Origin of the sequence: Staphylococcus cohnii species complex 1663 (assembly GCF_041008415.1) — a bacterium.
In the GTDB taxonomy this organism is placed as follows: Bacteria; Bacillota; Bacilli; order Staphylococcales; family Staphylococcaceae; genus Staphylococcus; species Staphylococcus ureilyticus.
Map to the genome: position 1 here is coordinate 128,934 of NZ_JBFDVL010000002.1, position 14,455 is coordinate 143,388.

The 14,455-nt window shown below is 31.3% G+C and carries 13 protein-coding genes; 5 read left to right on the forward strand and 8 right to left on the reverse strand.

The genetic code is table 11. The annotated features are described in order from the left end of the window. Positions 1-26 precede the first annotated feature (26 nt). On the reverse strand, positions 27-473 hold the full coding sequence (fur, locus tag AB1J10_RS02550) for a ferric iron uptake transcriptional regulator (RefSeq protein ID WP_019468360.1): 447 nt from the start codon (positions 471-473) through the stop codon (positions 27-29). A gap of 104 nt (positions 474-577) precedes the next feature. Continuing rightward, positions 578-1,120: an NUDIX hydrolase gene (locus tag AB1J10_RS02555; protein WP_046208209.1), complete on the reverse strand. Its 543-nt coding sequence runs from the start codon at positions 1,118-1,120 to the stop codon at positions 578-580. A 190-nt stretch (positions 1,121-1,310) separates the two neighbouring features. Here AB1J10_RS02555 and AB1J10_RS02560 point away from each other — a divergent pair, with 190 nt between their 5' ends. After that, the gene (locus AB1J10_RS02560; protein WP_046208208.1) at positions 1,311-2,225 is read left to right on the forward strand and encodes an aldo/keto reductase; all 915 of its coding nucleotides are present in this window, start codon (positions 1,311-1,313) and stop codon (positions 2,223-2,225) included. A gap of 260 nt (positions 2,226-2,485) precedes the next feature. Here the strand turns inward: AB1J10_RS02560 and AB1J10_RS02565 are convergent, their stop codons facing one another. After that, positions 2,486-3,244, reverse strand: coding sequence for an SDR family NAD(P)-dependent oxidoreductase (locus tag AB1J10_RS02565; protein WP_107365763.1), 759 nt, complete (start codon positions 3,242-3,244; stop codon positions 2,486-2,488). Positions 3,245-3,389: 145 nt separating this feature from the next. Between AB1J10_RS02565 and proC the strand changes: the two genes are divergently transcribed. Then, entirely contained in the window at positions 3,390-4,205 is an 816-nt protein-coding gene (proC, locus tag AB1J10_RS02570; RefSeq protein ID WP_070658596.1) for a pyrroline-5-carboxylate reductase, read from the forward strand. A gap of 132 nt (positions 4,206-4,337) precedes the next feature. On the opposite strand, the gene rnz is transcribed toward proC, so the two are convergent. Next, a complete protein-coding gene (rnz, locus tag AB1J10_RS02575) occupies positions 4,338-5,258 on the reverse strand; it encodes a ribonuclease Z (RefSeq protein ID WP_064208927.1) in 921 nt (306 codons plus the stop codon). Between the two features lie 148 nt (positions 5,259-5,406). Between rnz and zwf the strand changes: the two genes are divergently transcribed. Then, entirely contained in the window at positions 5,407-6,891 is a 1,485-nt protein-coding gene (gene zwf / locus AB1J10_RS02580) for a glucose-6-phosphate dehydrogenase (RefSeq protein ID WP_046208204.1), read from the forward strand. Positions 6,892-7,179: 288 nt separating this feature from the next. Then, a complete protein-coding gene (locus AB1J10_RS02585) occupies positions 7,180-8,049 on the forward strand; it encodes an AraC family transcriptional regulator (protein WP_046208203.1) in 870 nt (289 codons plus the stop codon). Between the two features lie 118 nt (positions 8,050-8,167). On the opposite strand, the gene AB1J10_RS02590 is transcribed toward AB1J10_RS02585, so the two are convergent. The 3 genes from AB1J10_RS02590 to AB1J10_RS02600 form a co-directional block, all read right to left on the reverse strand. Then, entirely contained in the window at positions 8,168-9,817 is a 1,650-nt protein-coding gene (locus tag AB1J10_RS02590; RefSeq protein WP_107365761.1) for a glycoside hydrolase family 13 protein, read from the reverse strand. Positions 9,818-10,365: 548 nt separating this feature from the next. Continuing rightward, positions 10,366-11,775, reverse strand: a complete 1,410-nt coding sequence (gene gndA, locus AB1J10_RS02595; protein WP_046208201.1) for an NADP-dependent phosphogluconate dehydrogenase — start codon at positions 11,773-11,775, stop codon at positions 10,366-10,368. Between the two features lie 68 nt (positions 11,776-11,843). Beyond that, positions 11,844-12,983, reverse strand: a complete 1,140-nt coding sequence (locus AB1J10_RS02600) for a M20/M25/M40 family metallo-hydrolase (protein ID WP_107365943.1) — start codon at positions 12,981-12,983, stop codon at positions 11,844-11,846. Between the two features lie 201 nt (positions 12,984-13,184). Here AB1J10_RS02600 and prli42 point away from each other — a divergent pair, with 201 nt between their 5' ends. After that, positions 13,185-13,283, forward strand: a complete 99-nt coding sequence (gene prli42 / locus AB1J10_RS02605; protein WP_150822912.1) for a stressosome-associated protein Prli42 — start codon at positions 13,185-13,187, stop codon at positions 13,281-13,283. 170 nt (positions 13,284-13,453) lie between these two features. On the opposite strand, the gene AB1J10_RS02610 is transcribed toward prli42, so the two are convergent. Then, complete coding sequence (locus AB1J10_RS02610; protein WP_046208199.1) at positions 13,454-14,449, reverse strand: aromatic acid exporter family protein; 996 nt, start codon at positions 14,447-14,449, stop codon at positions 13,454-13,456. Positions 14,450-14,455 lie beyond the last annotated feature (6 nt).

Sequence of the window (14,455 nt, forward strand, 5' to 3'; positions counted from 1 at the left end):
CTGTTTCTGAAATAGTATTTTTTAAATTATTTTCCTTTTGCTTGGCACGATGCACAAATACCATGGAATGTTAAACGATGGTCTAATATTTTAAATTCAAATTCATTTTCTACTCTTTCCTCTACGCGAGGTAATAAGTCTTCTTCGATTTCTTCTACTTTACCACATTCCATACACACAAGATGGTGGTGAAAATGTTTTGCTCCTTCTTTTCTTAAATCGAATCGTGCAACACCATCGCCAAAGTTTATTTTATCCACTACCTTTAATTCTGCTAGCAATTCTAATGTACGATAGACAGTTGCAAGTCCTATTTCAGGTGCTTTGTCTTTAACTTTTAAATAAACATCTTCAGCACTTAAATGATCTTTTTCATTTTCAATTAAAACTCTCAATGTTGCCTCACGTTGTGGCGTCAATTTATAAGATGATTGCTGTAATTGTTGCTTCACGCGATTTAATCGTTCTTCCACGGAAGCCTCACTCCCCTACTAATAATTATAATCATTTTAATTTAGTTATGATATATATATTTAAAATACCAATAATTGATAAAATTCGCAAGTATTCTCGCCTCTTATTTATAATGATTATAATTAAGTAGTAAATGTTGTAAAGCAATAATGGTTTTTGCATCTTCCAATTCTTTATTATCTAATAATGTTTTAATTTCATTTATATCAAAATATGCTATTTCTAAAAATTCATCTTCATCTAAATGCATTTCACCTTTTGTTAAATTTTTTGCCATATAAATTGATATTTTTTCGTTTGAGAAACCAGGTGAACCATACATTTCAGTAATATGTTCTAATTCATCTGCAATATAACCAGTTTCTTCCTCAAGTTCACGCTTAGCTGCGGATATACGTTCTTCGTCTTTTTCTAATTTACCTGCTGGTATTTCTAATAGTGGTTTTTCGCAAGCTTTACGAAATTGTTTCACTAATATCACTTTATTATCAGGTGTAATTGGACAAACAGCGACAGCACCGTTGTGGTATATTAATTCACGTTTAGAAGTTTGTCCATCGGGTAGTTCAACATCGTGGACTTCTAAATCTATGATTGCTCCTTTATAAATAGAAGCGCTATGTAATGTCTTTTCAAATAGGTTCATAAATAATCACTGTCCTTTTAATTGGTTTAAGATATTGTTAAGATGTACTCATTAGTTATTATTATGGGAATAGCGAATGAACACATTTGAGTTTGATTTTTGTTTTGTATAGATAGTTAATATTGAAAAATCCAACTTACTTTATTACGTCTACGCCCTATTATCCAAGTGTATCGAAAGGAGATAAAACATGCAAAAAAATGTTTTGAAAAGCGGTATAGAAATTTCAGAGTTAGGTTTAGGCTGTATGAGTCTTGGGACAAATAAAAAGCAAGCAGAGCCTATCATAGAACGTGCAATTGAACATGGTATCACTTATTTTGATACAGCTGATATGTATGACAAAGGTGTAAATGAGACAATCGTTGGTGAGACTTTAAAGAAATACCAAAATAGAGATGATATAATCATTGGCACAAAAGTAGGAAATCGTTTAACGGAAGATGGGTCTACAACATGGGATCCTTCTAAATCTTATATTAAAGAAGCAGTGAAAGGCTCATTGAAAAGACTTGGTTTAGATCATTTAGATTTATATCAGCTACATGGTGGTACAATTGATGATCCTATAGATGAAACGATTAGCGCTTTCGATGAATTAAAGAAAGAAGGTATTATCCGTGCTTACGGTATCTCCTCAATAAGACCTAACGTAATCGATTACTATTTAAAACATAGCGATATCGAAACGCTAATGTCTCAATTTAATTTAATTGATAACAGACCGGAACAACTTTTAGATGATGTACATGCTAAAAAAGTTAAAGTATTAGCTCGCGGTCCAGTGTTTAAAGGATTATTAACTGCTAAAAGTAATAATGTGTTAGATTCAAAATTCAGTGAAGGTATTTTTGACTATACTTATCAAGAACTCGGCGAAACAATTGCATCCATAAAAGAAATAGAAAGTAATTTAACTGCACTTACGTTTAATTATTTAACGTCTCATGATGCTTTAGGTTCTATCATTGTTGGTGCAAGTAGTACAGATCAACTTGATGAAAATGTAAAAAATTATCAACGTTCAAAAGACATAAGTTTAGAAGCTTTAAAAGCAGCACAAGAGCGTGTGAAAAATTTAGAGTATACCCAACATTTAAAATAAATCTCTTTTACTTGTTTCCAATATGTATGTATGCGAAAAATTGAAAATATTAAAGTTTTAATTGTATAAACGAGGTTGTTTCTAAGACCGAAAGCTAAAAAATAAATAACTTCAATCAAAGCCAAAACGTCAATTTCTATTGTGATTTTATAGAAATTGACGTTTTTATATTAAAAGCTTAATTATCCGTAACACCATTATTGCTATCTTCTATTTTAATGCTATTGTCAAAATGACAATTTCTCATTTTTGAAGTAGCGTTACCTTTTGTTTTTAAATAATGAAGTGAGGTTTTTTTCTATAAAGCGTGGCATTAATTGATAAATTTTTAGTAAATTATGCATCCATCTAGGTTGATTAATTTCTAATTTTTGCCTAATTATACCTTCGATAATTTGGTTTGCTAGTTTTTCGGGATTAAGCATTATATCTCTGTATTTTTTAGCAAATTTCATTGATGGATCTGCTTTTTCATGGAATGGCGTCGCTATTGGCCCTGTATTAACTGTCATAATATGATAATTTGGTTTTTCAATGCGCAGTGCATTTAATAATTGATTGAAAGCCGCTTTACTTGCACCATAATGTGCAGCATAACCTTGGCTTATAAAGGCAGCTTGACTACCTATACCAACGATAATTGGATTTTTAGAGAAAGCCGGTTGTACAACTTTCATTAATAGATTAAAATGCAATACATTCAACTTATATGTTTCAAACATTTCAACAGATGTATGGTCTTCAATGGATTTAAAATACCCAAGACCAGAACAATAGATGAGTCCATCAATCGTTTGGTGTTGAAAGTAATTTTTTAAATCCATGATTTCCTGTTGTGATTGTAAATCACATTTAATGATATTAAGATGTTCTGTGTTATATTGTGTTTTAAATTGTTTTAATTTCTCTGGATTTCGTGCAAGTACCGTAACATGTACTTTTTTAGTTAATAATGTTTTTAATATGGCTTTTCCTAATCCACTTGTACCACCTGTTAATATAAAATGTTTACCTATCATAGTAAATTCTCCTAGCTTTAAATTCATAGTTTAAGTATATGAGTGTAAATGATATTTTACTATAGATCTTTAAAAATTCTTAGCCATAATTTAAAACTATGTTAGTATGGAAACATAAAAAGCAAAGAGGAAGTGAAGTCTTCACATGAAACTAGTATTTTATGGTGCCGGAAATATGGCGCATGCAATTTTTACAGGTATCGTTAGTTCAAAAGTGATTGATTCTAAAAATATTTATTTAACGAATCGTTCGAATGAAGTTGCATTAAAAGAATATGCTGACGAGTTAGGTGTGAACTATAGCTATGATGATGCGGCATTGTTAGAAGATGCAGATTATGTATTCTTAGGAACGAAACCATATGATTTTGATGAGTTAGCAGACCGTATCAAACCATATATTGCAGAAAAGAATAAATTCATTTCTATTATGGCTGGTTTACCGATTAGCTATATTCGTGAAAAATTGGCTTCTAATAATCCAATTGCGCGTATCATGCCAAACACAAATGCACATGTCGGACATTCAGTTACTGGCATTAGCTTTTCCAATAATTTTGGCGCTAAATCAAAAGAAGAAGTTGATAGTTTAATAAATGCATTTGGTTCTGCAATAGAAGTTTCAGAAGATAATTTACATCAAGTAACAGCGATTACTGGAAGCGGTCCAGCATTTTTATACCATGTCTTTGAGCAATATGTTACAGCAGGTACACGTTTAGGTTTAGAAAAATCACAAGTAGAAGAATCGATTCGGAATTTAATTATAGGAACGAGTAAAATGATAGAACGTTCAGAATTGAGTATGGAGCAGTTAAGAAAAAATATCACTTCTAAAGGTGGTACAACACAAGCAGGACTTAATGCACTTGCAGATTATGATATAGAGGCTATATTCGAAGATTGTTTACGTTCTGCAGTTAATAGAAGTATTGAATTATCCAACCAAGACAATGATTAATATCTTTTAAAAAAATTAAATTATTATAGATAAGTGGGACAGTAATCTAAATTGTAAAATACTTCCAAAGTTTATTATTAAGACTCGTTTTGGAATACATCAATTTTTAGATAACTGCCCCACTTTTCATTTTTAAAATTGCCAAGCATCAAAGTCATTAACAAAATTAAATGGTGGTGTATCACTTAAAAGTTTAAGTGATTTACTAATTTCACATACTTCTTCTTTAGTATAACGATTACTGATATGTGTGATTAAACTGTAGTCGACATTGGCTTCTCTTATCAATTCAAAAACATCATCAATATGACTATGGTGATAACTATTAGCCAATGATTTATCTCCTTCTATATATGTACTTTCATGTACCATGATATTTGCATCACGTGCAATTAATAATTCGTTTTTACAAGGCATAGTGTCTCCAAATATTGCTACTACTGGACCTTTAACTGCGTCGTCTTTAAAGTCCTTGGAGTTGTAGATTTCACCTTTATATTCAAATGTTTCATTGTTTTTTACATCTTGATATTTAGGGCCGGGTTCTAATCCGATGCTTCTAAGTGCTTCAACATTTATTTTACCAGATTTATATGGTGCTTCCACTCTATATCCAAATGAAGGAATACCATGATTTAACATATGTGCTTCAACATTAAATCCATTGTGTTGATAGGACAATTGTTCCTCAATCTCAATATAGGTAATAGGATAATTTAATTTTGATTCTGATAAAGTTAAAGTTGTTTCTATATATGATTTAATACCTTTGGGACCAATAATCGTAAGCGGTTTACCTTCACCTCCTTGGAAAGATCGGCTTGTTAGCAAGCCAGGTAAGCCAAATATATGATCTCCGTGCATATGCGTGATAAAAATGTGATCAACTTTACCTAATTTAATTGAATGATGTAATATTTGATGCTGTGTGCCCTCACCAACATCAAAAAGCCATATGCTGTTAGAGTATGGTTCCAAATTTAATGCAATCGCTTGCGTATTTCTTTCTTTAGTTGGCAGACCAGCACTTGTCCCAAAAAACGTAATTTCCATGCATATGCCTCCTCTTCTTGTTCATATTTTATCATATAAAAGTATTAAAAATATAATAAAATATGATATTACAAGCAAAATTGTGGGAAGATACTGGTATATTGGTCTATAATAAATACAGATTTAATAAAGAATTGAGGTTTTGATCTTGAATACTAGAAATAAAGATATCCCATGCTTAATTACTATTTTTGGAGCAACTGGTGATCTTAGTCACAGAAAATTATTTCCATCATTATTCCATTTATACCAACAAGAAAATTTGAATGAGCACATTGCAATCGTTGGAATTGGTAGAAGAGATTTAACAAACGATGATTTCCGTAGTCAAGTGAAGTCGTCAATTCAAGAACACGTTAAAGATACTAAACACTTAGATAAATTTATGGAACACGTATTTTATCATAAACACGATGTAAGTGATGAAGCGAGTTATCAATCACTATTAGAATTCAGTAATAAATTAGATCATGATTTCCAATTGCAAGGTAATAGACTCTTTTATTTAGCTATGGCTCCAAATTTCTTTGGTGTTATATCTGACTATTTAAAATCTTCTGGATTAACAGATACAACAGGTTTTAAACGCCTAGTAATTGAAAAACCATTCGGCTCAGATTTAGAATCTGCCGAAAAATTAAATGAACAATTACGTCGTTCATTTAAAGAAGAAGAAATATACCGTATCGATCATTATCTAGGCAAAGATATGGTTCAAAATATTGAGGTATTACGTTTTGCCAACGCAATGTTCGAACCATTGTGGAATAACAAATACATTTCTAACATTCAAGTTACTTCATCGGAAGTGCTTGGTGTTGAAGACAGAGGTGGCTACTACGAATCTAGCGGCGCATTAAAAGATATGGTTCAAAACCATATGTTACAAATGGTTGCCTTACTCGCAATGGAAGCACCTATTAGTTTAAATAGTGAAGATATCAGAGCAGAAAAAGTTAAAGCTTTAAAATCTTTACGTAAATTAGAACCAGAAGAAGTTCGGCAAAATTTTGTTCGTGGTCAATATGATGAAGGTGTCATTGAAGGTCAGCAAGTAAAACGTTATAGAGATGAAGATCGTGTAGCAGAAAATTCTACCACACCAACTTTTGTTTCAGGTAAACTAACGATTGATAATTTTAGATGGGCTGGTGTACCGTTCTATATAAGAACTGGTAAACGAATGAAAAGTAAAACGATTCAAGTAGTTGTCGAATTCAAAGAAGTCCCTATGAACCTATACTATAAAACAGATAAAAAATTAGATTCCAACCTCCTAGTTATTAACATACAACCAAATGAGGGTGTCTCCTTACACTTAAATGCTAAAAAGAATGTACAAGGCATTGAAACTGAGCCAGTGCAACTATCGTACGCAATGAGCGCGCAAGATAAAATGAATACGGTTGATGCTTATGAAAATTTATTATTTGACTGTTTAAATGGAGATGCAACTAACTTTACACATTGGGAAGAATTAAAATCAACTTGGAAATTCGTTGATGCAATTCAAGAAGAATGGAACCAAAATGAACCTGAATTCCCTAATTATACAGCTGGAACAAATGGTCCATTAGCAAGTGATTTACTATTAAGTAGAGATGGTTTCCATTGGTGGGACGATATTCATTAGTTAATATGTAACTAATTAAAAATAAGGCAATGATACAAGTTTCTATTTATGCTTGTGTTGTTGCTTTTTTATTATACCCTATTTGTGTTATGATTTAGACTATTGATTAAACTATGAATATACAATTTTAGATTGTTTACATTTTACCCTATTTAATATTTTTGAGATGTAAGTCATATAAAAATGATGTAAAATAGAACTAATCAACAATGATTCATAACATAGTGTATAGAAAAGTAACGAGGTACATATTTAATTGTATTTAGTTATAATTTAGGAGTGAAAGTTTTGGACGTTATCAAGCAAATCCAACAGGCAATTGTATATATTGAAGATCATTTGCTAGAACCTTTACATTTGCAAGCACTTAGTGATTACGTTGGTCTTTCACCATTTCATATTGATCAATCATTTAAAATGATTGTAGGTCAATCGCCAACAGAATATGCAAGGTCAAGAAGATTGACTTTAGCTGCTCAAGACATTTTAAGTGGTTCAGCTCGCTTGGTAGATGTTGCAAAAAAGTATAGCTATAAAGATGCTAATGATTTTGCTAATGATTTTAGTGATTTTCATGGTGTTTCTCCTATTCAAGTCAATACAAAACGAGACGATTTAAAAATGCAACCAAGACTTTATATTAAACTTACTACTACAGAACGTGCGCCTTATACGTATCGTTTAGAAGATACACAAGGCTTATCTTTAGTGGGTTATGCTAAATTTTTGAATTCAGACGAGATTGACAACCCATTTAAAGTGCCTGATTTTTTAGAAGATTTATTAATTGACGATAAAGTTAAGGAATTACAACGATATAATGATACGAGTCCACATGAGCTATTTGTGGTTAATTGTCCACTTGATCATGGTATGGAAATTTTTGTTGGCGTGCCAAGTGAAAGATACCCAGCTCATCTAGAAAGTCGTTACTTACCTGAAAGACAATATGCTAAATTTAATTTGCAAGGTGAGATGGATTATGTCGTCAATGAAGCTTGGTATTATATTGAGACTAGCCTGCAGATGACTTTACCCTATGAACATAATAGTTTGTACGTTGAAGTTTATCCATTTGATATTTCATTCGATGATCCATTCACTAAAGTTCAATTATGGATGCCTGTTGATCAAGAGCAATATGACATACTTGAATAACAATACACAAAAATGCTTAAATAACAAAAAGCGAGTAAGCAAACTTATTGTTAATTGAGTTGCTTACTCGCTATTTTTGCGTTTGTAATACTATTTAATGTGGTAAATCGAAAATGTTTTATAATTTAATTACAAATGCTTCGTATGGTTGGATATTTTCAAAATCAATAGTATTGTTTTTATAGTTGTGTAGTAAGATATTTTCTTCTATCACGTTCATATCAAAGTATAATTTAGCTTCTTGATTTGTTAAATTACCAACAATTAGTACACTTTGACCATCTAATTCTCGTGTATATGCAAATACTTGACTATTTTCTGAATCAACTAGATTAAACGTTCCATATGTAAAAATATCTTGAGATTTTTTTAATTTTATTAAAGCTTTATAGAAATTTAATATTGAATTTGGGTCTTGTTGTTGTTGTGCAACATTAATCGTTTTATAGTTTGGATTTACAGGGAACCAAGGCGCTACGTCTGAAAATCCTGCAAAGTTAGAATTATTCCACTGCATAGGCGTTCGTGAATTATCTCTATTTTCTTTTTTATGTTTATCTAAAAGTTTGGATACGTCGCCACCCTGCTGTTTGACAATTTGGTATTCATTGACTACTGCAACATCATTAAAAGTTGTAATATCATCAAATGGATAATTGGTCATACCAATTTCTTGCCCTTGATAGATAAAGGGTGTACCTTGTTGTAAAAAATAAACGACTGCATGACTTGTAGCAGATTCAAACCAATAATGCGAATCATCTCCCCAAGTTGATACACGTCTTGGCTGATCATGATTTTCAATAAATAATGCATTCCAACCAACATTTTCAAGTTTTTTTTGCCATTCATTTAACACATTTTTATAGGCATTGACATCAAATTTAACATCACCTGAATTCCATAAACTTAAATGTTCGAATTGAAAAATCATATTGAACTTACCAGTTGACTCACCTACCCATGGTTCAGCATTATCTGGACTGACGCCGTTTGCTTCCCCTACAGTCATAATATCATAATGATTTAAAGATTTATCCTTCATTTCTTGTAACCAAGTTTGTATGCCAGGTTGATTCATATCCACTTCAAATGCTGGCGCATAATCTTTTCCTTCTGGTAGTTTTAAGTCACCAGCTTCAAATGTTTTTTTAATATGTGTTATTGCATCTACTCTAAAACCATCTATACCTTTATTAAACCACCAATTCATCATTTCAAAAATAGCATTTCTTACTTCTTTATTTTCCCAGTTTAAATCTGGTTGTTTTTTACTGAATAAATGAAAATAATATTGACCTGTATGTTCATCAAATTCCCATGTAGATCCATTAAATATACTTTCCCAATTATTTGGCTCTGAACCATCTGGTTTCGGATCTCTCCAGATATACCAGTCACGTTTAGGATTATCTTTACTTGATTTTGATTCTATAAACCACTGATGTTCATCTGATGTATGGTTTACGACTAAATCTAATATTAATTTCATATCTCTTTGATGTACTTCATATAGTAATTGATCAAAATCTTCCATAGTACCAAACTCATCCATAATATCTTTATAGTCGCTAATGTCATAACCATTATCATCATTTGGAGATTTATACATTGGGCTAAGCCAAATAACATCGATGCCTAAATCATCTAAGTAATCTAATTTTTCTATCACACCTTTTAAATCTCCGATACCATCGTTATTTGTATCATTAAAGCTTCTTGGATAAACCTGGTAAGCGATTGCTTCTTTCCACCATTCCCTGTTCATATAAATCCCCCTTCAAAAGTATTGAATTCGTTAAATCCGTTCATTATTAATATTTGAAGTGTTACCTATGAGTTGTATTGTCATAAAATATTTGCATGACAAGCAGTAGCGAATATTTCATTGTTATAGGTTAATACAATATTAAATATAAAAGAATTAATTACATATATTATTAGGTTAATTAATGTATGTATAAAAGTCAAAAGTTTAGCGTAATCGCTTCCAAATGAAACAGGTATGATATAAAAAAGATATTTAGTTTATACATATAGATTTCATTTTTAAAAATCAGCTAAACAATAACTTTATTTTTAAATTCGATTGAATAAGTAATTTTATTTATAGAAAAAACACTTCCGTATAAATTCATTTTATATTATGAATTTAGCGAAAGTGTTTTTATTATGATCTTCACTAATTGAGGTCAATCCATCGTTAATTTTAATGAAAATTAACACTCTTTAGCTAGAATTACTTATGTTTTTGGTAATTTTTCAGTTCCATCTGAGATAATTATATTAGAACATGAATGTTATAAAACATCTAAATTATTCATCAATCCACTGTGTATGGAAAATACCAGAACGGTCTTTACGCTCATATGTGTGTGCACCAAAATAATCGCGTTGTGCTTGGATTAAGTTAGCTGGTAAATTTTCTGAACGATAACTGTCATAATAGTTAATACTTGCAGAAAAACCAGGTGTTGGTACGCCATTTTGTACGCCTGTTGCTACAACGTCACGTAAAGCATCTTGATAATTTGTAACGATGTCTTTGAAATAAGGATCTAATAGTAAGTTTTGTAATTCACTATCATTATCATACGCTTCTTTAATTTTTTGTAAGAATTGCGCACGGATTATACAACCTTCACGCCAGATCATAGCAAGCTCACCTAATTGAAGATTCCATGCATGGTCTTCACTAGCTTTTCTCATTTGAGCAAAACCTTGCGCGTAAGAACAGATTTTACTCATATAAAGTGCTTTGCGGATTTTTTCAAGGAATGCTTCTTTATCACCCTCAAATTTAGCACTAGGTCCATTTAATTGTTTAGAAGCATTTACACGTTCTTCTTTAATTGAAGAAATAAAACGAGCAAATACAGATTCAGTGATTATTGTTAAAGGTATTCCTAGTTCTAAAGCATTGATAGATGTCCATTTACCAGTACCTTTTTGGCCGGCTGTATCTAGTATTTGTTCAACTAATGGTCCATTTGTTTCATCATCTAATTTATTGAAAATATCACCAGTTATTTCTATTAAATAACTTGATAATTCCCCAGCATTCCAATCCTTAAATGTTTGAGCGATATCTTCATGTGACATACCTAGTAAGTCTTTCATCATTGCATAACTTTCTGCAATTAACTGCATGTCAGCATATTCTATACCATTATGGACCATTTTAACGTAATGTCCGGCACCATTTGGTCCGATATAGGCTACACATGGTGCGCCGTCTTTTGCTTTTGCTGATATAGCTTCTAATATATGACTCACTTTATTAAAAGCTGCTTCTTGTCCACCAGGCATAAGTGAAGGTCCTGTTAATGCACCAACTTCACCACCAGATACACCCATACCAATGAAATTAACACCACTTTCAGCGAGTGCTTTGTTTCGTCTGATTGTATCTTGATAATTAGTATTTCCACCATCAATTAAAATATCATCATCATCTAATAATGGTAAAAGCGTATCAATTGTTGCATCTGTAGCTGTTCCTGCTTTTACCATTAGTAGTATTTTACGGGGTTTTTCTAAGGAATTTACAAATTCTTCCATTGAATATGTTGGATGTATGTTTTTTCCTTCAGATTCTTTTACCATTTCATCTGTTTTTTCTGAAGAACGGTTAAAAACTGATACGCTGTATCCACGTGATTCAATATTCCAAGCAAGGTTTTTACCCATTACGGCTAAACCTACTACACCTATTTGTTGTGTCATTTAACTAACCTCTCTTATTAAAGTTTTCTAGTATATTGTATCACAAAGGTATCTTTATATTCACTTAATCAGTTTATAGATTGTTTAATAAGCACGTCGTTAATACTTAAAAGTTGACTAGCTAACTGATTTAAAGATTCAATTGAAATTCTTTCTTCTGTAGTGTGAATGTTTTCATAACCTACACCTAAAATGACTGTAGGTATTCCAAGTTGATTTATTATATTACCATCTGATCCACCACCAGCAATGACAGTATTTGCTTCTAAACCTAAAGCTAAAGCGCTAGATTTTGCTATAGAAGTTACCGCTGCATCATCAGAAATTTTAAATCCTGGATAACTTTTGATGATTTCTACTTCGGCATGACAATGATACCTTTTTGCTGTTGTTTCAAAAACAGATTTCATATGATTGACTTGTCTGACGATACTTTCTTCTGAATGTGAACGTGCTTCTGCATTTAATGTTACTTTTTCTGCCACAATATTGGTAGCAGAACCACCTTCAAAACGACCAATATTTGCAGTGGTATAGTCATCTATTCGACCTAAGTTCATTTCACTAATTGCCTTTGCAGCTACATTGATTGCGCTTATACCATGGTTAGGTGTACTGGCGTGCGCTGTTTTTCCAAATATAGTCGCATTCAGTTTCATTTGAGTTGGCGCACCAACTACAGTTGTGCCAACTGGAACACTTGCATCAATTGCAAACCCATAACTCGCATCTAGTAAAGTTTTATCTATTGCTTTCGCCCCCTCTAAGCCAATTTCTTCACCAACAGTCAAAATAAATTGAATTTGACCATGAGGCAAATGTTGTTCATTAATAACATGGATAAATTCTATAATAGCTGCTAAGCCAGCCTTATCATCTGCACCTAAAATCGTAGTTCCATCTGAGTATATGTATCCATCATCTTTTACAGTTGGTGTGATTTTTTGACCTGGTACAACTGTATCCATATGACTTGTGAAATATATTTTTTCAAGATGTTCATAATTGGGCGTTGCCTTTAAGGTGCAAATTAAATTATTCGCACCTAAAGTATCATTTTGAATACTGGCTTTATCTTCATAGATATCTATATTTTGCTGTTCCATTATTTTTTTAAGATGGTATTGGATATCCTGTTCATTGCCACTTTCAGAATCAATTTGAACGAGTTCTAAAAATGTCTCTAATAGACGTTGTTTATTTATCATATAAATCCCCTTTTCTATAATCACAATTTATTTTAGTTTACATAAGTTTAAAGCTTAGCAAAACAAATATGTTTATACGTATTCGTCTAGTTATGTTATAATATACATTGATAAAATAGTAGTGACTTGAAATATTGTGGATGAGTCACAGTACAATATTGCTTTTTAAAACGCATTTGATATATTTTGGAGGAATTAAGTTTGAATAACAATAAAGTGCTTAGATTTATAATTGTAGTTATGTTGATAGCAGTCGTACTTGCATTAATCTTGACGAGTATAGTTCCTTTAACAAATTAAAAAATGAAAATAAATATTAATTAAAATTGTGTCATGTATCATTTAGCGGTGTAAATTATATTGCTTTATGGTACATTTTTTGTGCTTTTTTACATTAAAATGACCTAGGTAAAAGAAAGTGAGTGCGCCATTTCTTTTACCTAGGTCAAGGTGATTATTATTTATTCGTATTATGAAAAAATTGTTGATTTTGTATCTTTATGTAATTTTAAGGATCCGAATTGTGATTTAACTTCTAAATATTCTTCTAATTCATTGAGTAATTGTTTAATGCTTGCTCTAGTTCTGAAAGAAGCATGTGAGTTTGGTAACTCTAATTGATCTAACTCTAATTTGATTTCATAAAGAGAATGCAAGCGTAAAGCAGTATAATCATTACTATTTACGTTTTGAGCTACCTCTAAAAACAAACTACTGATTTTATCTAATAACGTGTCTTTTGTTTCAATGTTTTGTATCATTTTAGACATTCTTTCTAATAATTCTAACTGTGCTTCTCTCATATCAAAATAATGATAGTAAGAATTTTCATTACGTACAAAATGATTTTTAACATCTCTAAATGCAATTGATTTTGCTTTTTGTATCGTAAGTTGTAATTGATTGAAGGACATATCTAAAGAAGGGTTAGGTGCTTTGCAAGTAGTACTGAATGTTTCAAAGATTTTTGTGAATTGATTTTCTATTTCCTCTTTATATTGTTTTAGTTTAAAGTCTAAACTAGGCATGATTAAATTCATTAAAAATGCAATACCAAGACCAACGATTAACAATAAAATTTCATTGATAAACAAGTGTATGTCAATGACTTTAGCATTAAATACATGCAGCAAAATAACACAACTTGTAACTACTCCCTCTTGTACTTTAAAAACAACAGTGAGCGGTATAAATAAAAGTACGATCACACCTAAAATAATCGCACTTTGACCAAAATAACTGAAAGCTATTGAGCCAATCACAAGGATTAATATACAAGAGACAAATCTAGATATTATCGCTTGTAGTGAATGCACTTTTGTATGTTTAATACAAAGCACCACTAAAATGGCACTAGAAGCAAAATTATCTAACCCCATTAATTTAGCAATGATAATTCCTAGTGCCATACCTACAGCAGTTTTAATTGTTCTAAATCCGATTCGATATGGATTTAATCGCATCATCGATGT